Origin of the sequence: Shewanella sp. SR44-3 (assembly GCF_014163735.1) — a bacterium.
GTDB lineage: Bacteria > Pseudomonadota > Gammaproteobacteria > Enterobacterales > Shewanellaceae > Shewanella.
Window position 1 is genome coordinate 156473 of sequence record NZ_JACJDV010000001.1, and the last position, 26993, is coordinate 183465.

20 protein-coding genes are annotated in these 26993 nt (G+C 45.4%); 10 read left to right on the forward strand and 10 right to left on the reverse strand.

The features are described 5' to 3' along the window. Positions 1-80: 80 nt before the first annotated feature. From pyrC to H5073_RS00665, 4 genes are all read right to left on the reverse strand, one after another. Positions 81-1115, reverse strand: coding sequence for a dihydroorotase (gene pyrC / locus H5073_RS00650; protein WP_182676182.1), 1035 nt, complete (start codon positions 1113-1115; stop codon positions 81-83). Between the two features lie 104 nt (positions 1116-1219). Further along, positions 1220-2485: a lipoprotein-releasing ABC transporter permease subunit LolE gene (gene lolE / locus H5073_RS00655; protein WP_182676183.1), complete on the reverse strand. Its 1266-nt coding sequence runs from the start codon at positions 2483-2485 to the stop codon at positions 1220-1222. Then, positions 2482-3183: a lipoprotein-releasing ABC transporter ATP-binding protein LolD gene (gene lolD, locus H5073_RS00660; protein ID WP_404948367.1), complete on the reverse strand. Its 702-nt coding sequence runs from the start codon at positions 3181-3183 to the stop codon at positions 2482-2484. Before lolD ends, lolE begins: the two co-directional genes overlap by 4 nt. A 29-nt stretch (positions 3184-3212) precedes the next feature. Continuing rightward, positions 3213-4445, reverse strand: a complete 1233-nt coding sequence (locus H5073_RS00665) for a lipoprotein-releasing ABC transporter permease subunit (RefSeq protein WP_182676185.1) — start codon at positions 4443-4445, stop codon at positions 3213-3215. Between the two features lie 135 nt (positions 4446-4580). Between H5073_RS00665 and H5073_RS00670 the strand changes: the two genes are divergently transcribed. From H5073_RS00670 to H5073_RS00705, 8 genes are all read left to right on the forward strand, one after another. Beyond that, on the forward strand, positions 4581-5237 hold the full coding sequence (locus H5073_RS00670; RefSeq protein ID WP_182676186.1) for a hypothetical protein: 657 nt from the start codon (positions 4581-4583) through the stop codon (positions 5235-5237). Between the two features lie 161 nt (positions 5238-5398). Then, on the forward strand, positions 5399-8920 hold the full coding sequence (gene mfd, locus H5073_RS00675) for a transcription-repair coupling factor (protein WP_182676187.1): 3522 nt from the start codon (positions 5399-5401) through the stop codon (positions 8918-8920). Then, positions 8920-9990: a peptidoglycan binding protein CsiV gene (locus H5073_RS00680; protein ID WP_182676188.1), complete on the forward strand. Its 1071-nt coding sequence runs from the start codon at positions 8920-8922 to the stop codon at positions 9988-9990. Before mfd ends, H5073_RS00680 begins: the two co-directional genes overlap by 1 nt. A gap of 392 nt (positions 9991-10382) precedes the next feature. Then, on the forward strand, positions 10383-11411 hold the full coding sequence (locus H5073_RS00685; RefSeq protein WP_182676189.1) for a TRAP transporter substrate-binding protein: 1029 nt from the start codon (positions 10383-10385) through the stop codon (positions 11409-11411). Positions 11412-11585: 174 nt separating this feature from the next. Next, a complete protein-coding gene (locus H5073_RS00690) occupies positions 11586-12320 on the forward strand; it encodes a TRAP transporter small permease (protein ID WP_310734212.1) in 735 nt (244 codons plus the stop codon). Next, a complete protein-coding gene (locus H5073_RS00695; protein ID WP_182676190.1) occupies positions 12320-13717 on the forward strand; it encodes a TRAP transporter large permease in 1398 nt (465 codons plus the stop codon). The genes H5073_RS00690 and H5073_RS00695 overlap by 1 nt, the downstream gene beginning before the upstream one ends. Positions 13718-13882: 165 nt before the next feature. After that, the gene (locus H5073_RS00700; RefSeq protein WP_182676191.1) at positions 13883-15724 is read left to right on the forward strand and encodes an ATP-binding protein; all 1842 of its coding nucleotides are present in this window, start codon (positions 13883-13885) and stop codon (positions 15722-15724) included. 4 nt (positions 15725-15728) lie between these two features. Further along, entirely contained in the window at positions 15729-17096 is a 1368-nt protein-coding gene (locus tag H5073_RS00705) for a sigma-54 dependent transcriptional regulator (RefSeq protein WP_182676192.1), read from the forward strand. 164 nt (positions 17097-17260) lie between these two features. On the opposite strand, the gene H5073_RS00710 is transcribed toward H5073_RS00705, so the two are convergent. From H5073_RS00710 to tesB, 4 genes are read right to left on the reverse strand one after another with little or no spacing between them, the layout of a single operon-like run. After that, positions 17261-19171, reverse strand: a complete 1911-nt coding sequence (locus H5073_RS00710; protein ID WP_182676193.1) for a lipopolysaccharide assembly protein LapB — start codon at positions 19169-19171, stop codon at positions 17261-17263. Positions 19172-19229: 58 nt separating this feature from the next. Next, on the reverse strand, positions 19230-20528 hold the full coding sequence (locus H5073_RS00715) for an MFS transporter (RefSeq protein ID WP_259394765.1): 1299 nt from the start codon (positions 20526-20528) through the stop codon (positions 19230-19232). Between the two features lie 4 nt (positions 20529-20532). Further along, complete coding sequence (locus H5073_RS00720; protein ID WP_182676339.1) at positions 20533-20925, reverse strand: YbaY family lipoprotein; 393 nt, start codon at positions 20923-20925, stop codon at positions 20533-20535. A gap of 35 nt (positions 20926-20960) precedes the next feature. Continuing rightward, a complete protein-coding gene (gene tesB, locus H5073_RS00725; protein WP_182676194.1) occupies positions 20961-21824 on the reverse strand; it encodes an acyl-CoA thioesterase II in 864 nt (287 codons plus the stop codon). Between the two features lie 174 nt (positions 21825-21998). Between tesB and H5073_RS00730 the strand changes: the two genes are divergently transcribed. After that, complete coding sequence (locus tag H5073_RS00730; RefSeq protein WP_259394774.1) at positions 21999-22907, forward strand: 1,4-dihydroxy-2-naphthoate polyprenyltransferase; 909 nt, start codon at positions 21999-22001, stop codon at positions 22905-22907. Between the two features lie 164 nt (positions 22908-23071). Next, a complete protein-coding gene (locus tag H5073_RS00735) occupies positions 23072-24328 on the forward strand; it encodes a hypothetical protein (RefSeq protein WP_182676196.1) in 1257 nt (418 codons plus the stop codon). 93 nt (positions 24329-24421) lie between these two features. Here H5073_RS00735 and H5073_RS00740 read toward each other — a convergent pair whose 3' ends face one another. Both H5073_RS00740 and prpF read right to left on the reverse strand, forming a co-directional pair. Next, complete coding sequence (locus H5073_RS00740) at positions 24422-25615, reverse strand: amino acid aminotransferase (protein WP_182676197.1); 1194 nt, start codon at positions 25613-25615, stop codon at positions 24422-24424. A 170-nt stretch (positions 25616-25785) separates the two neighbouring features. Then, complete coding sequence (prpF, locus tag H5073_RS00745) at positions 25786-26982, reverse strand: 2-methylaconitate cis-trans isomerase PrpF (RefSeq protein WP_182676198.1); 1197 nt, start codon at positions 26980-26982, stop codon at positions 25786-25788. Positions 26983-26993: the final 11 nt, after the last annotated feature.

Consider the following 26993-nt stretch of genomic DNA (forward strand, 5'->3'; position numbering starts at 1 on the left):
TTGATAGAGCCGCGTTCCATCCCAGCTATAGTCATAAAAAAAGACGCCTCAGCGTCTTTTTTAACATTAATGCAAGGCCATTAATCCACGACTTGCCAGTCCAGCATTTCACCGGCGCGAATGGGCACCACCTTGTCATTGCCCAGCGGGTACGAGTCAGGCACCTGCCATTGACGCTTCTCTAAGGTGATGGTGTCAGTGTTACGGGGCAAACCATAGAAATCGGCGCCATAAAAACTGGCAAAACCTTCCAACTTATCCAAGGCTCCCGCCGCTTCAAAGGCTTCGGCATACAATTCAATTGCCGCATGGGCAGTATAAGAGCCCGCACAACCACATGAGGCTTCTTTTTTATCCTTAAGATGCGGCGCTGAATCGGTACCAAGAAAGAATTTTTTGCTACCGCTGGTGGCCGCTGTAATTAATGCTTGTTGGTGGGTGTTGCGCTTAAGGATCGGCAAACAGTAAAAATGAGGTCTAATGCCGCCTGCAAGCATGTGATTACGGTTATAAAGCAAATGGTGGGCGGTAATGGTGGCCGCAACATTGTCTGGCGCCTTATTCACAAACTCCACCGCATCAGAGGTGGTAATGTGTTCAAGAACAATGTTAAGCGTAGGAAAATCAATCACTACTTGCGCCAGAATTGTATCTAAAAAGACTTTTTCACGATCGAAAATATCGATACTTGAATCCGTCACTTCACCGTGCACTAGCAGCAACATGCCTACTTCGGCCATAGTTTCCAGCACTGGATATAAGTTAGCAATGCTAGTGACGCCGGAATCGGAGTTGGTGGTAGCTCCAGCAGGATAAAGCTTGGCAGCGTGAATGAGCCCTGTGGCCTTGGCTTTACGGATTTCATCAGGGCTAGTGTTATCTGTAAGGTAGAGCACCATTAAAGGGTCGAACTGATTTGACGGCGCTTTAGCGGCAAGAATGCGCTCTCGATAAGCTAAAGCCGTCTGGGTGCAAGTCGCTGGCGGCATAAGGTTGGGCATAATAATCGCGCGTCCCATATAACGGCTGATATCACGCACAGTATCATTAAGCTGCACCCCATCACGCAAATGCACATGCCAGTCATCTGGTCTTGTTATGGTTAAACTTGTCATTTTGCCCTTCCCCTATTAGTGGCTATCACACTCGATATGCTTCTCTACTCTTGTCTCGCCTTAAGCCTTTACATCACTGTCATTTAGGCTAAATTTTTTAGCCATTAGCGGCCTGCTAACGCCGCTGCAGGATCTATGTGGCTTGCTTTGTACGCTGGATATAAGGTCGCCACTAGGCTCATTAATAAGCCCATGCCAACGACCATAACCACATCTTGCCCTTGCAATTTTGAGGGTAAAAAATCAATAAAGTACACGTCCCCTGCCAGCAATTCTATGCCAAATACAGCTTCTATGCTTGACGCGATTGAAGATAAATTTACCGCCATGGTCACCCCAAGTGCGGCGCCAATACTGCAACCTAACACGCCGTTAAGGGCGCCTTGCATAATAAAAATGCTCATGACAGCACCGCGCTTTAAGCCCATGGTCATCAGAATTGCAATTTCAGCGGCTTTATCACGTACTGCCATCACTAAGGTGGAAACAATATTGAAGCAAGCCACCGCAATAACCAGCGCCAGCACTAAATACATTATGCTGCGAACGAGTTGAATATCTTGATATAAATGTCCCTGAGTTCGAGTCCAATCATTTAAATATAAGTACTGTTCTTGAGTCATCCCTAAGCTTCTTGTCACCCTAGGCGCGGCAAACACATCGGCAATGTTAAGCCTAAGCCCTGTGACACCATCACCCATATCTAATAGTTGACTTAAGTAACTCATGGACACATAAGCTTGGCTCGACTCGATTTCACCGCCAAGTTTATACACCCCAGACACCAAAAAGATGTGACTTTTGGCGGCATTAAGCTTGGTTGTCGAGGCTTTTTTGCCGGCGCGGCCCGTCATGCTTGGGGTATACAACACCAGTGAATCACCAACACTTAAGCCAAGTTTATTCAGTAGGCTTTCACCTAAGACAATATTGTTTGCAGCTGGCATCAGTGACGCCCAGGCAGACTCAGGCATAAAGTCGGCAATCTTAGACACCTTAGGCTCAAGGCTGGTTTCTATGCCATTGACCATTAATGCCTGAAAGCCGCCACTCTTTTGCACTAAGCCTTGCAGACGAATAAAGGGCGCTGTTGCCACAATCTCAGGCATTAAGCGAGCATCATCGGCCATCGCCTGCCAATTGCGAATAGGGCCTTGGGCGCCAACCAGCTCGCCGTGAGACACCACAGCCAGTAATCTGTCCTCTAACTGCTCTTCAAAGCCATTCATGGCCGATAACACCAAAATAAGCACCGCCACTCCAAGGGCAATACCTGCCGTGGAGGCAAAAGAAATAAAGCCAATAAAACCGTTAGATTGACGCGCACGGTAAAAACGCCAGCCTATTGTGAAAGGCAGCAGCGCACTCATTGGCCAGCCTCAGACAGCGTTAACACGCCGTCTTTCATGCTCACTTGTCGATCCATTCTGGCGGCAAGGTTGGCATCGTGAGTCACCACCACAAATGCGGTGCCTAGCTGCTCGGCTAGCTCACGAATAAGCCCGTACACTGCCTCGCCGCTGGCCGCATCTAAATTACCTGTGGGCTCATCAGCCAATACCAATTTAGGTTTATTAATAAGCGCCCTTGCAATGGCAACTCGCTGACGTTCACCGCCCGATAACTGCGACGGTAGATGGGTTAATCTGTGCCCAAGGCCGACCCGCTCCAGTAACGCCGTCGCCTCAACTAAGGTTTGAGTTTTATTCTTACCTTGGATAAATGCTGGCATAGCGACGTTTTCTAATGCATTAAATTCAGGCAACAGATGATGAAATTGGTAAATAAAACCTAGATCTTGATTGCGAACCTCAGCTTGGCGCTTGGACGACAATTGATGTAAGTTTTCGCCTTCTAACAATACAGTGCCAGACGTTGGGCTTTCTAAGGTGCCCATAATATGCAAAAGCGTACTCTTACCCGAACCTGAACTGCCCACGATGGCAAGCTGTTCGCCGCGCATCACAGATAAATTCACCCCTTTTAGCACCTGAGTTTCACTGGCGCCATCATGGAATACTTTGCTCACTGCGTTAATTTCTAATAATGTCATAGACTCAAATTTCATAGGTTCGTGGGTTATAGACTCGGATGTCATTATTCATATCTCAAGGCGCTAGCAGGTTGAACCCGTGCGGCAGTAAATGCGGGATATATGGTCGCAAGTAAGGTGATAACTAAAGTGCCAACAGCAATAAGTCCAAGTTGCTCTGCGCTTAATGCCACGGGTAATGACTGTCCTGTGCCTAAAATTGACACCCCAAACAGATTAAGGATGGAATTTAAATTTAATGCTAAGATAACGCCCACCAAAAGCCCAGAGGCGAGTCCCAATATCGCATTGAGTGAGCCTTGAACGATAAAAATATTCATCACCCCAAGGGTTGGCAGTCCTTGGGTTTTTAATACCGCTACATCGGCGGTTTTATCCACCACCATCATCACCAAGGCTGAGACGATATTAAATGCCGCTACTGCCACAATGAGGCTTAGCATTAAGGCCATCATGCTTTTTTCCATCTTAACGGCGGCAAATAGCTGACCAAAATCGGCGCGCCAATCTCGGCTACGTACCTCAATACCTTGAGTTGCCATCAACTCGATGGCCTGTCGGCTTAAACTGGGGGCTAAAAAAGGGTCGGTTAAATACAATCTGACTTCATTAATGCTTTGGCTCTCTAAGCGCATCAGTCGCCTGGCATCTTGATAATGCACATAGGCCACACTGGCATCCACTTGAGATCCGGTTTCAAATATCCCAGCGACCACAAACTTACGCTGACTTGGCACTGGCCCTATGGGGGAATACACCACGCCATCACCGCTTAATAGCCGAATTTTATCGCCCACATCAACGCTTAACGTTCTGGCAAGCTCAACCCCCAGAACGATGCGATAGTGATTAGGCTCAAGGGATTCAAACGCGGCAGAATAGACACTGCCTATTTTGGCGGCAAGCCGAGCTTCTTGTTCGGGGAAGATGCCGTAGATCTGGGCGGCACCAATATTTTCAACGGATTGGATCATGGCTTGGGTGGTGACCGTTGGCGAAGCGCCAAGGACCTGAGGTAAGGCTTCTATTGGGGCAATATCTTGCTGCCACTGGGTAAAGCCTGCATCATTTATTACAGTGAGCTGCGGAATAGCACCTAAGATCCGCTGCTTTAGCTGCCCTTCTAAGCCATTCATCACTGAACTGACTAAAATTAACGCCACCACTCCCAAGAAAATCCCCGATACCGCAAACAAGGTCAGGAAAGAGGCAAACGCATTGGCTTTCTTTGCGCGCCAATAGCGATAACCAATAAAAAAAGAAACGCCAAAATTCATCAAAACAGCATTATCCTAAGCTTATAATGTGACTAATTTTTATCCAAAACTGAATCACTTTGGGTATGACTTGCTAAATCATTAAGTTGGGCACGATAATAGGGGTATTAGCGTGATAAATAAAGAGGCAAAACCGTGTTCCCCGAACTCAATTCTTATTTTAGTGTGCCCCATAGCTTTGCCGCTTATCTGACACCTTGGAGTCAAGGTGCACCGCTGCCTGATGAAGACGAACTCAGAGAGATGCAATCCACCGGTTTACAGCTACTTAGCGAAGTTAAAACCTTAGAGGCCGATTGCTTAATGCAACTGCGTCACTTAGATAATGAAGCTAAAGCTGTGGTGGACTTCTTAAAACTGCAATCACGCAAGGTCGATCTGGTATTGCAACATATATTGGAAAAACAAATACAGGAAGGTGAATACCACCAAGGGCTGCAATTTGGTGGTTCTGGATTCAGTATTGCCTCTCCTAAGGCGCTTCTCTCTGGCAGCGTGTTTAAGAGCCATATTTACATCAGCTCTGAGCTGGTGGCATTATTATGCTTTTGCACTGTAGTGAGCTGTAAGCCACAAACAACCTTAACACCAATGGAGATTAATCATGGCAGCAACAGTATCGAGAACGCCAATGTTAACCCAGACGATGTTAACGCTGACACAGGTTATCTCATTGAACTGGAGTTCAGCCAAATTTTAGATACCGATGTCGAGCAATTAGTGAAAGCCAGTTTAAACGTACAGCAAAAAATGCTAAAAAAACGTAAAAAACAGCGACAGCAAGCGACCTAATATTGCACACCATTCACCTAAAGTACGCCCTAGCTTGCGTAAGCCGTCATGTTCGAAGCCTACTATGCTCAAGCCGTGCTATGTGCGGCATTGCCTATGCTGGGAGCCATAAACTTGGTCTTCAGCGGTTCATTTAAAATGGAATTATCGACCTTATTACCATGAGTCAATTTAGTGTATTCACTCCGCCTAGTGTTAAAAAAGGCCAACAAACCCAACGTCTTGTTACCTTAGGGGGCGCGTCTCAAGCCCTAAGCTTAGCCCAGCTTATTTTAGCCAATAAGGGCACTAGCCTTATCGTAACTCACGATACGCCTACAGCGCTATTGCTGGAAACTGAACTGCATTATTTACTGGCAAATCATGATGTTAACCTGTGCTTATTCCCAGACAGAGAAACCCTGCCCTACGACAGTTTCTCACCCCACCAAGACTTGATTTCCCAGCGCCTTGAGACCTTAGCGCAACTGGGTAACCATGCTCACAGTGCCGTTATCGTGCCGATCAATACCTTGATGGTGCGCTTACCCCCTAAAGCTTACTTGAGTGCCAATGTCATGGTGCTTAAAAAAGGTGATACCTATGCCCTGCAAACGGTAAGGCAACACTTAGTCGATACCGGTTATCACTTGGTTGAGCAAGTGTATGAACATGGCGAATTTGCGATTCGCGGCTCGATTTTAGATATTTTCCCCACTGGCTGCCAACAGCCACTGCGAATAGAATTATTCGATGATGAAATCGAATCCATTCGCCATTTTGATGTGGAGACTCAGCGCTCTGAGGTGGCGGTCGATGCTATACGTATGTTGCCCGCCAAAGAGTTTGCCACCGACAGCGCCGCCATTGAAGGCTTTAGGCAAAGGTATCGCCGCCGCTTTGAGGTCATTTCAAAAGAAGCTGAATCCGTCTATCAGTTGGTGAGCCGTAATCTGATGCCTGCAGGCATTGAAAATTATCTACCATTATTTTTTGATGACACGGCATCACTATTTGATTATCTGCCAGACAATACTCAGCTGGTGACCTTAGGCGATATAGATAAAGCCTGCGCCAGTCATTTAAGTGAAATTCATCATAGATATGAAGACAGACGAGTCGATCCATTAAGGCCACTGCTTGCGCCCCATGAGTTGTACCTGACTCAAGAGCAACTCTTCGCCGCCTTTAAGCCTTTTAAGCGCAGCCAATTTTTTATTCACGTCGCAGAAGATGCTCTATTAGGTGACGATGTTGCTAAAGACGGCAGCTTACAAGCCAACGTTGCTCCACTGCCTAATATCAATGCCAATCACAAACTTAAGCAACCCCTAGAAAGCCTGCAAGTCTTTGCTCAAGACAACAAGCAACTGCTATTTAGCGCAGAATCTGAAGGACGCCGCGAGGCCCTATTGGCATTGCTGGCTAAAATTGGTCTCAAGCCGACGCTATTTAAGCATTTAGATGAATTTTTAGCCGCCAAGGGCGCCTCAAAAGCCCCCTTACATGGCTTAATCGTGTCGCCGCTTTCTCGCGGCTGCATACTGCTTGACTCCCCACGAGGTGAGTTAAGCCTAATTTGTGAAACCGAGCTTTTTGGTCATAAAATTGCTCAGCAGCGCCGCCGTGATAAGCAAAAACAAGTCAGTAGCGATGCGCTGATTAAAGACTTGGCCGAACTTAAAGTGGGCCAAGCCATCGTGCATTTAGAGCACGGCGTTGCCCTCTATCAAGGCCTTGAAACCTTAGACACAGGCGGGCTCGTAGCCGAATATTTAAAACTTGAGTACGCCGGTGGCGATAAGCTCTACGTGCCAGTATCGTCGTTGCATTTAATAAGCCGCTACAACGCTAATTCTGAAGACAATGCCCAGCTAAATAAATTGGGCAATGAGACTTGGGCCAAAGCCAAGAAAAAAGCCATTGAGAAAATTCGCGATGTGGCAGCCGAACTCCTGGATGTTTACGCCAGACGTCAGTCTCGCCCCGGTGAAGCCCTTAGTTTAGATGCCGATGAATACGCGCAATTTGCCCAAGGTTTTCCCTATGAGGAAACGGTTGACCAGGAAAGTGCCATCATAGCCGTGCTTGATGATATGCAGGCGCCAACCTCCATGGATCGTCTCGTCTGTGGTGATGTGGGCTTTGGTAAAACAGAAGTGGCCATGCGCGCCGCTTTTGTGGCCGTCAATGCCGGTAAACAAGTGGTGGTATTAGTGCCCACCACCCTGCTTGCTCAGCAACACTATGAAAACTTTAAAGACAGGTTTGCCGATTGGCCGGTAGAAATCGAGGTCATGTCACGTTTTCGCAGCGCCAAAGAGCAAGAACAAGTGCTGCAATCCTTAAGCGAAGGCAAGGTGGATATCGTTATTGGTACCCATAAGCTACTGCAATCTGAGGCAAAATTTGTCGATTTAGGCTTATTGATCATAGATGAAGAGCATAGATTTGGGGTGCGCCAAAAAGAGAAAATCAAGGCCCTAAGAGCCAATATCGACATCTTGACCTTAACCGCCACCCCCATTCCCCGAACCCTCAATATGGCCATGTCGGGAATGCGTGATTTATCCATTATCGCCACCCCGCCCGCTAAGCGCTTAGCGGTCAAAACCTTCGTGCGTGAATACCATCAAGCCACCATCAGGGAAGCGCTGCTGCGTGAAATCCTTCGTGGCGGCCAAGTCTATTACCTGCACAACAATGTCGAAACCATAGAAAAGTGCGCCCAAGATTTACGAGACTTATTGCCCGAGGCTCGAGTGGTCACAGGTCACGGCCAGATGCGTGAACGGGACCTTGAAAAAGTGATGGCAGATTTTTATCATCAAAGATTCAACGTACTGGTGTGTACCACCATTATTGAAACCGGTATTGATGTGCCCAGCGCCAATACGATTATCATAGACAGGGCCGACAAGTTTGGTCTAGCCCAGCTGCATCAGCTCCGTGGCCGCGTGGGACGCTCCCATCACCAAGCTTATGCTTACATGATAACCCCACCGATTAAGCTAATTTCAACCGATGCGCGCAAACGCCTTGAGGCGATAGACGCATTAGAAGAATTAGGTGCAGGCTTTATGCTGGCCACCCAAGATCTTGAAATTCGCGGCGCCGGTGAATTATTAGGCGACGAGCAAAGCGGTCACATCTCAAAAATTGGCTTCAGCCTCTATATGGAGATGCTCGAATCTGCGGTCAGTGCCTTAAAAGAAGGTAAAGAACCTTCATTGGCGTACATGCTTAACGCCCAATGTGAAGTGGATTTGCGTATTCCGGCCCTGTTGCCAGAAGATTACGTCAGCGATGTCAACATGCGCCTGTCCATGTACAAGCGCATCGCTAACTGCAACAGTGAAGCCATGCTGGATGAGCTCAGAGTCGAGTTTATCGACCGCTTCGGCTTATTACCTGAGCCGACAAAAAACTTACTGGAACTTAGCCTATACAAACACCAAGCCACTAAACTTGGGGCCACTAAAATTGAAATGCACGCTAAAGGCGGCAGCATAGAATTTGGTGACAGTCACAAAATCGACCCCATGTTCATCATAGGTTTATTGCAAAAGCAGCCAAATATCTATCGAATGGAAGGGCCAAATAAGCTAAGATTCGCCATTCCAGCAGAAAGCAGCAAACAACGCCTTGAACTTATGGCGACCTTGCTTGAACAACTCGCTCAACACAGCATTGGAGAGAAATAGTGCTCGCTAAATTTGCCACCAGCTTGGCCGCTATTATTGCCCTAACCCAACCCTTCAACGCCCATGCAGAATCATGGTTTGAAGTGGAAGTGTTTATCTTTGAGCGTCAAAGCAACAGCTTAGAACAGTGGCCTGACTTAAGCGCCCCGAATAAGAATAAACAATTAATTGACATTCTTACCCCTGAGATAAGCACAGATATCACAGGTGTTGCCATCGGCCTTTCAGGTTGTGACTCCAGTGATTGGGCTGTGGACACCAGTAGCTGTAATGATCCTAAAGTCAGTAATAGCACCAAAAGCTACCCAAGCTTATTGCCTTTTACTATCGCGCCAAAAACACCCAAGAAGGCCTATATAGGTGAGTCAGCGGTGTTATTAGCCGAACATCAAGGTCAATTTAAGCAATTAATTAAAACCTTAACCCGTGAAGGGAACATTCAAGGTATTGTCCACCTCACTTGGCAGCAAAATATGCAATCTCGTCGGCAAGCGAAAGCGATTAGGGTAATAGGTGGCCGCGATTTCTCTAAACAATTTAGTTATCATGGCCAGCAAGTGAACCAATCTCAACCCAGTGCTACGGCAGATATGCTCAGTGATTATTCAGCCCTTGGTAGCTTCAGCGCACCGGCCCCAGTAATGCCAGTATGGGAGCTCGATGGCAGCATCAACATCTACTTAAGCCATTACCTGTACATTGAAACCGATGTATTCTTGCGTAAAGTGAGCCAAAAATTGATGGATCCTAGCCACGGCGAAGTCGTGGGTTTTAACAGCCAAGGCCCAGCGCAAAAAGTCATGACACCTTTCTTGCAGTCTATTCCGCTACAGCAGAATAGACGGGTTAGAAGCGGTGAAATTCATTACTTTGACCATCCTCAGATGGGGATAGTGATGCAAATTCGTAAGATGACACAGCCAACTCAAGTTAAACCCATAGTGATTTCAGCCCCTGTGCCACAAGCTGTGGAGCAACCTAGCATCGATCCTTACCAGCAGCTAGAACAAGAAATGCAGCAAGACGCACAGCAAAAATTAACCCCGCAGATCAAGCCCTACGAAGGCTAAACAGCCATGAGTATAAGTTAAATCATGAGCTAAGCCAGCTAGCATTATGTTGGTCTTATTTAAGTCAAAACCACTCAACGCCTATTGATCTCAATGGGCGTTTTTTTATGCCGCAACTTCGTCTCAACTCGAGTTAGCCAATGCAAAATAATTCAATATGGGTCATTGCCCACCCATCCGCTTAACACCTGTAGAGGGAAGTTCACACAAAACGGTATCGCAACATGGAGTGAAATATTAAATAGTCATTAATAAACAATGGATTATATTTTTATAAAATCTTGGCTTAGTCTTTGCCTATAGTTATTGCAACCTTGTTAATGAAAAGTGTCACCTTTGAGCTTTAATTAACTAGAGTGAACACAAAAATACAACATAAAAGGAAGCAAAACATGACTCTCTCTACCCTCCATCCCTTAAAAAAACACCTCACTAATCTCAGCAAGCTTGCCAGCGCTGCCGCGCTTTGCTTTACCTGTTTCAGCGCCAGTGCCGAGCCCGTTGAACTTAAGTTCTCTCATGTGGTGGCAGAAAATACCCCAAAAGGTCAAATGGCCCTTAAATTTAAGCAATTGGTGGAACAAAGACTGCCGGGCGAATACAAGGTCAGCGTCTATCCTAACTCTCAACTTTTTGGTGACAACAATGAACTCGCTGCACTGCTACTAAACGATGTGCAATTTGTGGCGCCTTCTTTGTCTAAGTTCGAGCGTTACACTAAAAAACTGCAAGTGTTTGACTTACCCTTCTTGTTTGCAGACATGGCCGCTGTTGATAGATTCCAGCAAGGCGATGCAGGCCAAAGCCTACTCAATGCTATGACCCGCAAAGGCATAGTTGGTTTAGGCTATTTGCACAATGGCATGAAACAGTTTTCAGCCAATGATCCTTTAAATTTGCCAAAAGATGCTGCAGGCAAAAAGTTTAGGATTATGGCCTCAGATGTGATTGCTGCACAGTTTGATGCTATTGGTGCCATACCAGTGAAAAAGCCTTTTTCTGAAGTGTTCACCTTATTGCAAACCCGCGCTATTGATGGCCAAGAAAATACCTGGTCAAACATCTATTCAATGAAATTTTTTGAGGTTCAAAGCCAAATCACCGAATCAAACCACGGCGTGCTCGATTACATGGTCGTGACCTCAGATAAATTCTGGAAAGGGCTACCCAAAGACAAACGCGATATTCTTAAGCAATCCCTGGCCGAGGCCATTGCATTAGGCAATGAAATTGCCGCCGCCAAAGACAATGAAGACAAACTGGCTATTTTAGATTCTAAGCGCTCTAAACTTGTGACCCTAAGCCCTGCTGAGCGCATGCAGTGGGTCAATGCCATGAAGCCTGTGTGGACTAAGTTTGAAACACAGATTGGCAGCGATATGTTGAAAGCCGCTCAAGCTGCTAATCAAGCACCGCAATAACTCAAGCCTGCGACAAATAGGGCTTAGTTCATAAGCTAAGCCCTGCTTTATTAGTAAAGTGCTATTGATAAAGAGTTATTACAAAGAGCTATTAAAAAGAGCCGTCCACTGCCCCATGGATAACCCTAGGGCTCAGTGGCACAACTCAAAATCCATTAACGAAGGAGCAAGCTTGTGATCGCTAAGCTGCTGGACAATTTCGAAGAAGGTTTTCTCAACCTGTTAATCACTATGATGACACTGCTGGTTTTTGGTGAAGTCATTGCCCGATTCTTTTTTAATACTGGGTTCCTTTGGATCCAAGAACTGACCCTGACCCTCTGTGGTTGGTTTGTGCTTTTTGGCATGTCCTACGGCGTTAAAGTCGGCGCGCACATCGGGGTGGACGCGCTGGTGACTCGCCTGTCGCCGAGTAAACGTAAAATCGCGGCGCTTGTCGCCTGTGGCGGATGTTTACTCTACTGCGCCTTGTTTATTAAAGGCAGTTGGGATTATTTATCTCAGATGTACCAAATTGGCATTCCCATGGAAGACATAGACTTGCCGTCAATCTTAATTGAACGCCTCGATCCGGATTTTGCTTGGGACACACTGCGTATTGATGTTGAAGATGGCGCTGTGCCGATTTGGATGTCTCAAAGCATCATCATGATAGGTTTTCTGATGCTGACTTGGCGTTTTATGGGCTTATTCAAGGCCATCTGGACCGATAAAGTCGACGGTTTTCAATTTGCCGATGAAGCCAAAGACAGCATGCACTTTGTTGACGAAGCCAAGCTTAGTACAACCCAAGTTGATAGCACCAAGCTTGATACAAGCCGGCAAAATACGATCCCGAAAAGTACAATAACAAAGAGTACAATCACCAAAAGTCCAGCCCAGAAAAACAATAATAAGGATGCCAGCTAATGACCATAGCGACTTTATTTATCGCCTTGCTGGGGTGCATGTTAATTGGCATGCCCATTGCCATCGCTTTAGGCTTTTCCAGCATATTAACTATCATGTTGTTCTCTAACGATTCATTAGCCTCAATCGTGCTTAAACTTTATGAATCTACCTCAGAGCATTACACCCTATTAGCCATTCCATTTTTTATTCTGTCTTCCGCGTTTTTATCCACAGGCGGTGTTGCCAGACGCATCATTGATTTTGCCATGGACAGTGTGGGTCACATTCGTGGTGGCCTTGCCATGGCATCAGTCATGGCCTGCATGCTATTTGCCGCAGTTTCAGGTTCATCGCCTGCAACCGTTGCAGCCATCGGCTCCATTGTCATCGTGGGTATGGTTCGGGCAGGTTATCCTGAAAAGTTCGCCGCGGGCGTGATTACTACCTCGGGCACCTTAGGTATTTTAATCCCGCCCTCAATCGTGATGCTGGTGTATTCAGCGGCAACCGAAGTCTCAGCGGCGCGGATGTTTATGGCTGGGCTTATTCCCGGTTTAATGATGGGCGGTATTTTGATGCTAGCCATTTACATCGTGGCACGGATAAAAGGCCTGCCTTCACGGCCATTCCCTGGGGTAAAGGTATTAGCCCTTTCCAGCGCAAAAGCCTTGGGCGGATTGGCGCTTATTATTATCGTACTTGGCTCAATTTACGGCGGCGTCGCAAGTCCTACAGAAGCGGCGGCTGTCGCCTGCGTTTATGCCTATTTCATCGCAGTTTTTGGCTATCGAGACATAGGTCCGCTTAAGGCTGTACCTTGGCGCAAACCTCAAGAGTCCATTGCGCTAGCGGGACTGCGTAATTTGGGTTGCAGCCTGCTTGCTGTGCTAAAAACTCCCACAGATAAAGACATACGCCACGTGGTCAGAGACGGCGCTAAAGTCAGCATTATGCTGCTGTTTATCATCGCCAATGCCATGTTGTTTGCCCACGTTCTCACCACTGAGCGCATTCCCCACATGATAGCCGAAACCATCATTGGCTTTGGCTTACCGGCATGGGGATTTTTGATCATAGTCAACTTGCTACTCTTGGCGGCGGGTAACTTTATGGAGCCCTCAGCCATTTTATTGATCATGGCACCTATTCTGTTCCCCATAGCGACTCAACTAGGGATTGATCCTATTCATCTTGGAATAATCATGGTGGTGAATATGGAGATAGGCATGCTCACCCCCCCTGTTGGCCTCAACTTGTTTGTGACTGCGGGGATAACAGGAAAAAGTATGGGCTGGGTTATTCATGCCTGCCTGCCGTGGTTATTGCTGTTATTAGGATTTTTGATCTTAATCACTTATGTGCCACAAATATCACTCTTTCTTCCTGAATATATTGATAAATTAAACGGGTATTAGACTAAAGGATAATTCAAAAACGTGACTATGGGCGGGCGCTAAGACCCTGCCCATAGTAGAATTACCCTAATATCCATAGTGTTAATCAGCTTGGTATACACTTATTGTTCAGCCTTACTTGAGCTAACTCCATGGTATTAGCCCAGATCCTCTAAAGGAAACTCAATGACCTTTTTGACTAAGAGTCGACAACGTAAAGCATTACTCTCGCTGTTTCTCTGTCTAGGTTTAGCCGTCAGTTTAAGCATAAGTTATTGGTATTTACTCACCCAAGGCACGGCTCATATCGCGGCAACCTCAACAAAACAGCTCAATGAGCTGGTTCTTTTTTGGCGTCATGCCCTCGACCGTTATGAAACAATCCCTAAGGTACTGTCCAACAATCCCTTACTGGCCGATGCCCTAAAGGACAATAAAAATAAAGCCAAAATAGACAAACTGAATCATTACTTGCAAGAAATACAGCAAGCGACCCATGCTTCTGATATCTATTTAATCGATGCTCAGGGGATCACCTTAGCAGCCAGTAATTGGCAGCTAAGTGATAAATTCATTAATCAGGACTATTCCTTCAGGCCCTATTTCATTGATGCATTAAAAGGAGAACAAGGACGTTACTACGCCGTAGGCACAGCCTCAGACAAACGCGGCTATTATTTCTCTTATCCCGTATCAAGTGCAAATGAAGTGTTAGGGGTGATTGTAGTAAAAATGGATATAGATGCCCTAGAAAATCAAAGCCTTGGCATAGCCAATGCCAGCGGGTTTGAGTTTATGATAAGCGATCCTGACGATGTGGTGTTTCTTGCCAGTATTAACAGTTGGCGTTATGCAGCCTTAACCCCTTTGACTCAAAATAAACGCCATAAACTCAATGCATCAAAACGCTATGCCACCCGCTCAATTACCGAATTAAGCATCAAACCTGCCTATGTAGAAGACTTTTATTCGTTCGGCTCAAGTGAGCAAGTGAGTAACGCCATGGCCATGCAAACCCAGCCTCAGGTGTTTACTATAAACTTAGTCACCAGCCCTAAGCGTTATTTAAAAATCAGTGAAACCATGCCTGCAGCTAAGTGGCGTGTCCATATTTTGGCTCCGATGTCGCCCTTATATAACACCCTCCCAACGGCATTGTTATTGGCGGGAACCCTGTATTTATTATTTGTACTGGCCATCATTTACAGCTTTGAGCGCAGGCGTTATTACTCCCAGATGAGCAATGCAAAAGAGCAACTTGAACAAAGGGTTAAGCTTCGCACCGCAGAACTTGAGCACAGTAACCATAAGCTTAAGCATACCCAGGAAGAATTAATCCAAGCGGCTAAACTGACCGTGATTGGCAGCTTATCTGCCAGTATCAACCATGAATTGAATCAACCCTTGGCCGCACTTAGAAGTTATGCGCAAAATACCCAAGCCTTTATGCAACGGAATATGATAGACAAGGCTAATGAAAACATTCACATTATGATCCAGCTCACCGACAGATTAGCCGATATCATAGGTCAATTTAAGAGTTTCACCCGTAAAAGTCAGGGCCAAGATAATGCGGTGGAAATCGCCACGACCATCACTCAAGCCCTAGTGATAGTTAAACCTGAGATTGAAAAGTGCCATATAACATTACGCACTCACTTACCCAGTGGCCGCTGTCAGATCTGGGGGGATGGCTTACGGCTGCAACAAGTCTTGGTGAATCTAATGACCAATGCCATCGCCGCCATGGAGCACACCCAAGTTAAAACATTAGCGATTAAGGTGCGTTGTGATAATAAAATCATCATTACTATCCAAGACAGTGGCCCAGGGGTGATGGAGAGTCAACTTGACAAGATATTTGAACCCTATTTCACCACCAGTGAACGCCAAGGATTGGGCTTAGGCTTGTCGATTTCAGAGCGTATTATTGGATCTATGCAAGGCAGTATTACCGTTGAAAATGCCAGCCAAGGCGGTGCTATCTTTTCTATCATTCTGCCCGCCCACCTAATTGAGAAAGCCTAACGCTATGGAACATCTTGCAAACCTTGATAGCTATTCAGTCCTTATCGTCGATGATGAATCTGCCATAGGCACAGTGCTGGTGCAGCTGTTTGAGCTTGAGGGCATCAAAGCCATCGCCACCACAGCTCCGACTCAGGTGGCGGTGAATATTCATCCCCATTGGGCTGGGGTGATAATTTCAGATATGGCGATGCCACAACTCGATGGATTAAGTCTTTTTTTACAGATAAAACAAATAGATAAAGATTTACCTTTTATTCTTCTCACAGGATTTGCCGACATTTACATGGCCGTTAACGCGGTTAAACGAGGAGTCTATGATTTTCTTGAAAAACCCTTTAATAATGAGCATTTACTCGACGTCACCAAACGAGCACTAGAGAAGCGCCAGCTCACCTTAGAAAACCGCGCCCTTAAAAAAGCGCTCGATGCCCACCAAGCTCCAGGTCCAAGAATTTTAGGTGTTAGCCCTAGCATCACCAAGATGCGCACCATAATAGACAAGGTCATTAATGCTCCCGCCGATGTGTTGCTTGAAGGTGAAACAGGCACAGGCAAAGAGTTGGTCGCTCGCTACTTACACGACCATAGCCTGAGAGCACAAGCCAATTTTGTTGCCATTAATTGCGGCGCGATTCCGGAGAACCTCATTGAAAGTGAGCTCTTTGGCGCTGAAGCTGGGGCGTATACTGGTATCGATAAACTCAGGATCGGCAAGTTCGAATACGCCAATGGCGGCACCTTATTTCTCGATGAAATCGAAAGTACGCCCATGAGCCTGCAAGTAAAGCTGCTGCGGGTACTTGAGGACAGACAAGTGGAGCGCCTTGGATCAAATAAACCCATTAAACTCAATATCCGCGTGATTGCCGCCACTAAAGTTGATCTTTCAGCCCTTTGCCGCCAAGGCTTGTTTCGTGAGGATTTATTCTACCGCCTGGCCCTCGTTACCTTAACCATACCAGCGCTGCGAGAACGCCGAGAAGATATTCAGCTGCTATTTTTGCATTTTGCCCGTATCGCCTCAGCCCGCTACCACATGGCCCTAGTGCCGCTAAATCCTGAACAAAGCACCCAGCTTACCGCTCACTCTTGGCCCGGCAATGTGCGCGAGCTAAGAAATTTAGCCGAACGATATGTGCTGCTGGGAGCCGATACCGCCTTTGGCATTGAACTCAACCAAGAGAGCGTTCGCGCCAGTATGTCACTGAGTCAGCGAGTGGAGTTTTTCGAGAAGTTATTAATTGAAGATGCGCTAGCAAACAATAATGGCAGCATAAAACTCACCATGGAGCAATTAGCTCTGCCCCGCAAAACCTTGTATGACAAGATGCAAAAATTTGCCTTAGACAGAAAACACTTTTTAAGTTGAGGTTTAGATTTAGCTAACTACCACAGATATTCAATGTAAAAGCACGACCTTTTAATAATTGATATACCACATAGATAGTGGCATATCTGTTGATATTGAATACACTGCTCTATGACTACAAAACATTGTTGTTGAGGCGTGAAATTTGGAACGTTCTAGTTAATTTATTCAATAATTAACGAGCATGCTTCACGCCCATAGATATCACCTAAAGCATTATTAAGAACAGTCGAGACCATGCTTGTTGATGTTTGTTCTTTGAACAATTTCTGAAGCTTCTTTTCATACTCTTGATATATATCCGAAGAATATGCCTTATTTTTTGCCATTGCAGAAATAAGCATCATTTTATGAATATCACTATTCGGTTCCTCAAGAGCAAGCGCTAGTAGCCTATCAAAAATATGCCTTTCTCCATACAAAGTGCTCGCTCCATCTTCAATGTTACATGCTAATGAGAGTGCTAAACAACTCTCATTAGCGTCAACATAATGAGCAAATAAGTCAGGAGTTATTTGGCTGGCGCTAACAAGCCCGTTAGCTAATTTAACTGAATAACTTTCCGTTATATAAAGGCAAGCTTCATCCACAAGTTGTTTTAAAGCCAATGATGGTTGTTCAGGGTTGAATTCAACAGTAATGGTTTTTACTTGTTGAGGAACAGTCGGCTCAAATATGCGAAACTCCATTCTCCATATATCCAAATCAGCATAAAGATGTGGAAGTACAATTATGTCACATGGCATTTGCTCTGTTAGTTTGATGGCCCAATCTACTTCATGGCGTTTTGCACAAAAAACAAAACCTGCATTTGCAAAAAATGGCACTACCATGGTAGCTTGCCCATTAGTTTCCAAGTTCAATTTATCGCAAAAAGACAGAGGAACACCACGGCAGATGCTGCCTTCTTCATTCGTTTTTTGTATGATTATTTCATCATGATTTTCTTTGAGTGAGCAACTACCCGAAGTGGTAAGAATAGTAAAAGGCTTGCTCATTTTAGCTGGTATAATATTGTCTACTGAATTTAATTTATGTAACCAAATGGGCTTTGTAATAGGCATCAAAGTTACCTTAGGTGGTTCATTATCTTCTACAGGACCGAAGTCCATCATCAAATTGTCTAATTCATCACTCCAATAGTTCAATCCTTCTTTCCAATCTGATCGTTTTTGCATAAATAGAGCTTCAACAAGAGATTTAGCTTCCTGATATCTTTTTAATTCAATGAAAGCTTTTATCAAATTGTTCCCAACTGAAAAACCATGTTGTTCGATATTGAAATGCGGCACTACGACTGTAAGGATGTCTTCAATATGCCCTTTTAGTCCAAGATCTCCACTTATTTGCTGTAGCACTTGTGAATTTGGATTTTTAGCTCGCAGAAAAACTTCCTCGTAACAAGAAATTGCAACATCCTTATCTCCACGTTCCAGAGATTCACGAGCTAACCACAAATGTGGCCTCCAGGCACCAGAAAGCTTACTGACTTTTGTAAGCGCATCAATATAAGCAGGTTTCCCTCCCCGTTCATGATGAATGACGGAGTACCAATCAAGAGCATTATCTTGATTAGGATCTAGTTCAAGTGCACTCCATAAAATCGTTTCTGCCGTGCCATGCTCATTACGCATAGCGTAAACCTTAGCCAAGTTAGTAAGTAACACCCCTGATCCGCCAATAACACTCATGGTTTCCTTTAGAATTTTCTCTGCTTGCTTTAGGCATTTATTTTTCATTAATACAATTGCATAAATGCAAGCACTTCGTTCTTTATTTGGGTCTATCTCATACAGGCGCGCGCTCGCGTCTTGAAGGTGTACCTCAAACCCGTCATCCAGCCCTGATAGGATCATGCTATAAAGTTCATCAGGGTTATCACGATTTTTCTCTAGGTTTCCGATCAAGACACTGTCTAGCCAAACGTTCCGATCAATATGAATCTCACGACCGTATTCATCATGAACCTTAACTAGGTTATCTTTTGATTGCGTTTTACCTAAGTCAGAACAACTCGGTTCTTCGATATTTTTTTTATTACTTTTTCCACTAAATAGTTTTTTAAAAAAACTCATGAACATTCCTTGTATTAAATTATCCGATTTAAACTTCAAAAAATTGAATTTATATGAGTTAAGCGCATTTTTGATATTTGCTTAGTCTCACTATTGCAAGTAGCAACAACAGCATGATGACAACTGAGCCTAATACCACTCCTGGCCACAGGGCTTGTTGCCAAAATACCATAAGATAAGGCCCGCCCAAGGCGGCGCCTAAGTAGTAACTGCATAAATACAGCGCGGTCGCCTTCGCCCTGTGACTTTGAGCCCGAATGGCCACAAAGGCATTGCAGCAACTGTGGGTGAGGAAGAATCCCGCTGCTGTAAGTAAAAAACCGACCACTATCATGAACAAAGTATTGAATAATGTCAGCACACTGCCCAGCAGCATTAAGCCTAAGGCCAGTTGAAATAACGGCAAGCTGCCAAATTTAGCTATCCAGCGGGCAGACAAATAAGAGGTCAGAGTGCCGCTTAAATAACACAGGAAAATCAAGGTCGCTTGAAAGCGGCTTAGGCCGTAGGGGGCTGCCATTAAGTGCAGCTGAATAAAACTAAATTGATTCACCATCACAAAGAAAGCTAAGCCGCCAATGATGAAGGCAAGCCGCATTTGCTTATCACTTAAGTGGTATAAAAAGCCTGCGATATCTTGAGCTAACTTGGCTTTTTGACTCAAGCCTTGAACTTGAGTCGCCACTGGGTTCAGCACCGCTTGGCTCGCATTGGGGCTAACTTGGGTGCTAAATAACCGTTCCGCGGTACTCTCTAACCCCTTAAGGGATGCATCACGGTTTGAGGTTAACGGCCAAGTTTTAACCCTGAGCAAATACTGCACTAATCCAACACCTAACAACGTCATAATAAACAGTATTATCATGCTCTGTTGCCAGTCAAAATACTGGGACAATACCCCGCCGACAATCCGCCCTAAAATCCCGCCAAAGCTATTGGCCATGATGTAAATAGCCGCCGCCTTTAAGATGAATACCGCGGATAATTGCTCTTTCATATACGCCATGGCAATTGCGGGAACGCCTGCCAGTAATACGCCCTGTAACAGACGAATCGCCACTAAATCATCAAAGTTTTGCACTAGAATAAGCAGCAGATTTGAGCTCACTAATAACCACAAGGTGATGATAATCGGTCCCTGTCTGCCGACTCTATCTGAAATCAAGGCAAACATAAGCAAGGAAAAAGCGAGGCTAAAACTTGTGGCCGATAATACCAAGGCAGCATTGGCACCACTCACCTTAAAATGCTCCGCAATAGAAGGCAGCATGCCTTGCATCAGGTACAGATTAATGTAAATGACCACGGAGGCGATGCACAGCCCCCAGATCAATCGCCTTGGATTTACGTCATTCAATGAATTAATGCACCTGCTTCATGACAACTTCAGTGGTGAACTTATCGTTATGGATAACCCTAAACTTCTCATAGGTTTGAAACAGTGCTTTGCCTTGATAGGTTATCATGGCCACCACACCATAATCGGTGTTTTTCTCTATGCTGTTGGCGGGAAAAATAAACTTAAAAGGGACTGGCGCTCTGGCAATATCGAAGGTTTTCTGTGAAATAATGCGGTTTGGGGTATTAAAATCAATCACGGCAATATTAATTTTACAGCCTTGAGGCAACATAATGCGCTCTAAATACCCTGCATAGCCGTTAACCACCACTGGCGGCTCAGGCTTTACTGTCACGCAGCCTGCAAGTAGCACTAAGCTAAGCAGTAATGCCATAGATGTCTTGATGACGTTCATCCCAGTGGCTACCCTGTTACATAATCTGATTAATATCATGCTGTTTTCATCCTTATCATGCCTTCTTGAGTACAAGATGCCACCAAATGACCTTGGGTGTTGAAAAACTGGCCTTTCACAAAACCGCGGCCACCACTGGCGTTGGTGCTTTCTATGCTATAAAGCAGCCATTCATCGAGTTTAAAGGGGCGATGAAACCACATTGAATGATCTATGGTTGCCATCCGAATGCCGGGCGTTAAATAGGAAACACCGTGGGGCTGAGTGGCTGTGATTAGAAAGTTAAAATCCGAGGCATAAGCCAATAAATATGCCTGCATATTGGGATCGAAGGGCAAATTACCATTGGCCTTTAACCACACATAACGCTTAGGCTCAGTGATTTTTGGCGAGACAGGGTGCACCGGCTCCACCACTCGCATTTCTATGGGGGTGTCAGCTAAAAACTTGGCTAACATTTTAGGTGGTACTTTATCTCCCATGGTCATGGCAAGCTCGCGCTGATTGAGTATACCCTCAGGGCCTGGCACACTTGGCATCTCGCTTTGGTGTTCAAAACCGATTTCTGGGGTTTGAAATGAGCAGGTCATGTAAAAAATGGGCTGACCTTTTTGAATGGCTTTGACTCGCCTTGCGCTAAAGCTGCCACCATCACGCATGATTTCTACGTCATAAACGATAGGTAATTTTTCATCACCTGCGCGCAGAAAATAAGAGTGCAACGAATGCACAGCACGGTCATCTGCCACCGTCTGTTTAGCAGCGCTTAAGGCTTGGCCCATCACTTGACCACCAAATACATGACCAAAACCCAAATCTTGGCTTTGGCCGCGATAAAGGCCCATTTCAAGTTGCTCAAGGGATAACAATGACACCAAATCGTCCAATACTTGACTCATAAACTCGCTCTTTAAAAATTCTGCATGCTCATAAGGTTACCTCATCTCTAGGGCCCCTTCCTAGGACTTATCACCTAATTATCACCCAAGCCATGAAAAAGCCTTAACGCTCGTCTTTTAAGAGATTTTTTTGCTATGCTAGCGCCACAGATTATTTCGCTAGATAACGGATTTATGACTCAAGACATCGCAGATATATCACAAGCTCGCGCTTGGCTACTGGCCATTAGGCCGCGCACACTCCCCGCCGCCATTGGGCCGCTATTAGTGGGCAATGTGCTTGCCTTAGGCGTTGAAGGTTTTAGCTTGCTGACCGCACTAATCACCCTTGGTTGTGGCTTGTTGCTGCAAATATCCGTCAATCTGGGTAATGATTATTTTGACAGTGTCTCTGGCGTTGATACCCATGAACGCCTCGGGCCGCTGCGACTCACTCAAGCTGGGATTATTGCCCCAAAACAAATGCGAAATGCCATGATAGCGAGCCTTATCAGCGCATTTTTAGTGGGGTTTTATCTTATCGTCATTGGCGGCTGGCCTATCGGGCTATTGGCCGCAGCCAGTATTTTGGCCGCCTTAAGTTACAGCGGCGGGCCTTATCCTCTCGCCTCTCACGGACTGGGTGAATTGACTGTGTTTATCTTTTTTGGTTTAGTGGCAGTGGTCGGCAGTTTTTATTTGCAAACCGGCATTACCAGTCAAGAAGCTTGGCTTTTGGGCGCTGCCATTGGCTCACTCAATGCTGCCATTATGCTAGTCAATAATACCCGTGATATGAGTACTGATGCTAAAGCCAATAAGCGCACCTTAGCGGTGCGCTTAGGGCAAAGCCAAGCGCGGGTGCTCTACCAAACCTTAGTATACTTGCCTTACGCTATTATTATTTGCGCATTTTTATTGGGCTTTTTACCAGGAATCGCAGTCATTTTATGCGGATTAAGTTTACTCTATGCCCGCAAACTCAGCCTGCATTTCCATGAATTAAGCGGCGCTGAACTTAATCCTATTCTGGCCAAAACCGCACTGCTGACTTTCGTTTTTAGCGTGTTATTCAGCCTAGGCTGGTACTTAGGTTTATCCTAAAGCCAGCAGCTTCGATAATGATAAAAGACAATCATTGTCTATTTTATATTCATCTAATCATTTTTTAGCGCATAGCATCATAGATTAAGCATCTATCACTTGTCTTCTGCACTAGATTAATCAAAATGCGCACTCTTTACTTTAAGTGGTATTAAAGAGGATATATGGAAGGAAATAAATTAGTTCTTGTTGGATTAACGCTAAGTCTACTAACTGCATGTGGTGGCGGAAGTGGCGGTGACAATAACTCAGCATCTGTGATTGTAGAAACGATTAAAGGTCGAGTCATCAATGAAACCACGTGTGGAAATCAAAGTTATCCTGGTGTTGAAGTACTGGTACATGACAATGCTGGAAAAATAGTAAAACGGGTTAAAAATACTGATGATGGTGAGTTCAGCGTATCTTGGGATAAAGGTGATACTCATATCTCTTTTGTTAAAAATGGTGTCAACTTACACGCAAAAACACTGCTAAATGTCAGTGCTGGTGATCTTGGTCTTATTCCGTTGAAAAGTGATGCCACTAACAATTGTGATTGTACTTACGTCAATTTTGACACTTCTGAAATTGCACCTCTTTATCCTAATACCCAATTACTGCCTTCATCATCAAATGTGAAAGTCTGTAAAGTTGAAGGTAAATACCAGTCAATTAACCTTGCTTTAGTGCCAACTCAGGATGGTGTTGCCCCAATTGCAACAAGCATTGATGTTAACAACCTAATTAACGGTCAGGCTATACTGCTTAAAGCTGAAGATTTTAATGGTGAATATCGCCAAGGCCAAGCTATCACGCTCGATGGACTTGTATCAGGTGATCACCTAAGTACTGGTAGTGTCTCAAATCGCCAATCAGGCGCAGATCAACAATTTAGTTGGCAGCAATCAGCTTATGCGTTCCCACAACAGTTTGGTGAAGAATATGTTTCAGCCAGTCATACCCAATTCCATAATCTGCCCAATGGAACATCGATTTTCTATTTAAGCGCCCATACTCAGCAAATACACGATGCAAATAAAATCTATAATGCTGAAATAAACCGAGATTTCGCACCACTACTCGAGGCATTACAGCCTGTGTTAGAAGGCGTTGCAGCGAACCAAGCGACAAGCTATGACTTTAGCCAATATGACGCCAATATCTCAGCTGTCAACTTTGAACTCGGCTCACAAGCTTGGGATTGGAGTATTGAAGGTGCAAAATCAGGAACCTTGCCCTTGATTGAATTACCAACGGATGCCGTTCATAAAATCAATCTTTCCACTAGTTTCAACTCCTCACTGGGTTTGATCTTAGTCGAATCTAAAAACAGTACATCTTATGCCGATTTCAGACAAGAATGGGCCAAAGTATCTCGGGACAGCTACTTTTTAACCGATGCAAAGGTAAGTATTTTGCATATTTCTGGAAAAATATAATCAGAGAAATGTCGATAAACCGCCACTTTATCTGATAAAAAACCGCCAGTTAAGTGATTAACTGGCGGTTTTTTATTAAGCGATGCGTGAACCTTAGAGTACTTGGGCTATCGCCTGACAGATTTTATCCATATTGTTCGTTGTCATGCCGGCAACGCTGATGCGGCCAGAGCCGACAATGTAAATGCCAAATTCTTCACGTAGGCGCATAACTTGCTCTTTATTAAGGCCTGAGAAACTGAACATGCCTGTCTGACGGGAAATAAAGCTAAAATCTTGAGTTACCCCAGCCCGCTTTAAACGTTCAACAAATAACACCCGCATTTGAGCAATACGCTCACGCATTTGGGTTAGCTCGCCTTCCCATTCTTGTCTCAGCTCTGGGTTGGCTAAAATGGTGCTGACAATTAACCCACCGTGAGCGGGCGGATTTGAGTAGGTTGCGCGAATAGTTTTCTTTATTTGGCTAAAACTGCGAACGGCAGTGTCTTCATCTTGTGCCACTAAGGTCACGGCGCCAATGCGCTCGTTATAGAGGCCAAAATTTTTGGAAAATGAGTTAGCGACAATAAGCTCAGGCACGGTATCTGCAAGCACTCGAAGGCCCACCGCATCTTCTTCAATGCCAGCGCCGAAGCCTTGATAGGCAAAATCAACTAACGGTACTAAGCTTTTGTCACGGCAAAGCTCAGCCACTTGCTGCCATTGGCTTAAGTTTAAATCTATGCCGCTTGGGTTATGACAACAGCCATGAAGCAGCACTAAATCCCCTTCATTGGCCTTGTTTAAATCAACTAACATGGCATCAAAATCAAGATCATGACTCGCGGCGTCATAATAACGATAATCTTTGCAAATAAGCCCTGCGGTTTCGAAAATGTTGTGATGATTGGCCCAAGTTGGGTTACTGACCCAAATGTGGCGAGCCTTAGTTTGGCGCACTAAAAACTCAGCCGCGATACGCAAAGATCCAGTACCGCCAGGCGCCTGCGCCGTCACCACACGTTTGTCTTGGATCACCTTATGTTGTGAACCAAAAAGTAAACGTTGAACTCCAGCGTTATAGGCTTTCACCCCTTCAATGCCTAAATAGTTTTTGCTCTTCTCTTCTGCGAGTAACCAAGCTTCAGCTTTTTTTACCGAGCTTAATACCGGCGTAAAACCTGCATCTGTCTTATAAATACCCACACCTAGGTTGACTTTATCCTGACGCGGATCGGCATTAAACGCATCATTTAAGCCTAAAATGGGATCTGCTGGAGCAAGAAGCATGTCGGTAAAAATCATTTGAATATCCTAGAATGGCGATAAAAGCGAAAGATAGCTCTTTATACCACCCCAAGGCGCTGATTTGTAGAGCCAAGTCAGCAAGTTGAAAAATTTAGTTATTCCAACTTGCTGAAACTGCCTTTTTGCTCTTTTTTCACGCTATTTTGACTTTCTATTACAGCTGTATGCTACATTTCAGGCTCTGGCACTCGCACCCAGCCTTCCATTAACACTCGCGCGCTGCGACTCATTATTGCCTTCGTCACCTGCCACTCATTACCAATAAATTCAGCCTCTGCGCCCACTTTTAACACCCCAGATGGATGACCAAAACTCACCACTTGACGGTTACCGCCGCCCGCTGCCAAATTCACTAAGGTGCCGGGAATTGCTGCTGCTGTACCTATGGCAACCGCTGCGGTGCCCATCATGGCATGGTGTAATTTACCCATGGACATGGCGCGCACTAATAAATCGACATCGCTGGCATTGACCCTTTTCCCGCTAGACGCATGATAGTCCAATGGCGCGGCCACAAAGGCAACTTTGGGGGTATGTTGGCGGTTTTGTGCTTCATCTATGTGCTTAATTAAACCCATTTTTACCGCACCATGAGCACGTATGGTTTCAAATAGACGTAAGGCGTTGTCATCATTATTGATGGCATCTTGAAGTTCAGTGCCTCTGTAGCCTATGGCGGCGGCATCGACAAAAATGGTGGGGATACCGGCATTGATTAAGGTGACCTTAATATTGCCAAGGCCTGGCACAGCTAATTCATCGACAAGATTACCTGTGGGGAACATGGCGCCCTCACCGTCCGCTGGTGCCATAAATTCAAGCTGCACTTCGGCTGCGGGAAAGGTCACGCCATCTAGCTCAAAATCACCGGTTTCTTGCACCTGACCTTGCGTCATGGGCACATGGGCTATGATGGTTTTATTAATATTGGCCTGCCAAATACGCACTGTGGCTATGCCATTTTGTGGAATACGGCTGCTGTCCACTAGGCCATTGCTGATGGCAAACGCCCCCACGGCAGCGCTTAAGTTGCCGCAGTTACCGCTCCAGTCCACAAAGGCTTTGTCTATGGCCACTTGGCCAAACAGATAATCCACATCGTGATTTTTTTGCTCACTCTTAGATAAAATTACCGTCTTGCTGGTGCTTGAGGTGGCGCCGCCCATGCCATCGGTTTGTTTGGCGTATGGGTCTGGACTGCCGATAATGCGCAATAACAGGGCATCACGATAAGGCCCCGGCGCTTGGGCTTTTATGGGTAAATCCTTGAGGCTAAAAAATACCCCTTTACTGGTGCCGCCGCGCATATAGGTGGCGGGCACTCTCAATTGGGGGGGGAAAGTTAACTGAGTTGAAGACGTCATTGGAAGATCCT

Excerpts from the sequence above, each read along its gene's own strand:
- pyrC (WP_182676182.1), bottom strand. The coding sequence starts at position 1,115 with ATGACAAGTTTAACCATAACAAGACCAGATGACTGGCATGTGCATTTG.
- lolE (WP_182676183.1), bottom strand. The coding sequence starts at position 2,485 with ATGAGTGCGCTGCTGCCTTTCACAATAGGCTGGCGTTTTTACCGTGCG.
- lolD (WP_404948367.1), bottom strand. The coding sequence starts at position 3,183 with ATGAAATTTGAGTCTATGACATTATTAGAAATTAACGCAGTGAGCAAA.
- H5073_RS00665 (WP_182676185.1), bottom strand. The coding sequence starts at position 4,445 with ATGAATTTTGGCGTTTCTTTTTTTATTGGTTATCGCTATTGGCGCGCA.
- mfd (WP_182676187.1), top strand. The coding sequence starts at position 5,399 with ATGAGTCAATTTAGTGTATTCACTCCGCCTAGTGTTAAAAAAGGCCAA.
- H5073_RS00685 (WP_182676189.1), top strand. The coding sequence starts at position 10,383 with ATGACTCTCTCTACCCTCCATCCCTTAAAAAAACACCTCACTAATCTC.
- H5073_RS00695 (WP_182676190.1), top strand. The coding sequence starts at position 12,320 with ATGACCATAGCGACTTTATTTATCGCCTTGCTGGGGTGCATGTTAATT.
- H5073_RS00700 (WP_182676191.1), top strand. The coding sequence starts at position 13,883 with ATGACCTTTTTGACTAAGAGTCGACAACGTAAAGCATTACTCTCGCTG.
- H5073_RS00705 (WP_182676192.1), top strand. The coding sequence starts at position 15,729 with ATGGAACATCTTGCAAACCTTGATAGCTATTCAGTCCTTATCGTCGAT.
- H5073_RS00710 (WP_182676193.1), bottom strand. The coding sequence starts at position 19,171 with ATGAGTTTTTTTAAAAAACTATTTAGTGGAAAAAGTAATAAAAAAAAT.
- H5073_RS00720 (WP_182676339.1), bottom strand. The coding sequence starts at position 20,925 with ATGAACGTCATCAAGACATCTATGGCATTACTGCTTAGCTTAGTGCTA.
- tesB (WP_182676194.1), bottom strand. The coding sequence starts at position 21,824 with ATGAGTCAAGTATTGGACGATTTGGTGTCATTGTTATCCCTTGAGCAA.
- H5073_RS00730 (WP_259394774.1), top strand. The coding sequence starts at position 21,999 with ATGACTCAAGACATCGCAGATATATCACAAGCTCGCGCTTGGCTACTG.
- H5073_RS00735 (WP_182676196.1), top strand. The coding sequence starts at position 23,072 with ATGGAAGGAAATAAATTAGTTCTTGTTGGATTAACGCTAAGTCTACTA.
- H5073_RS00740 (WP_182676197.1), bottom strand. The coding sequence starts at position 25,615 with ATGATTTTTACCGACATGCTTCTTGCTCCAGCAGATCCCATTTTAGGC.
- prpF (WP_182676198.1), bottom strand. The coding sequence starts at position 26,982 with ATGACGTCTTCAACTCAGTTAACTTTCCCCCCCCAATTGAGAGTGCCC.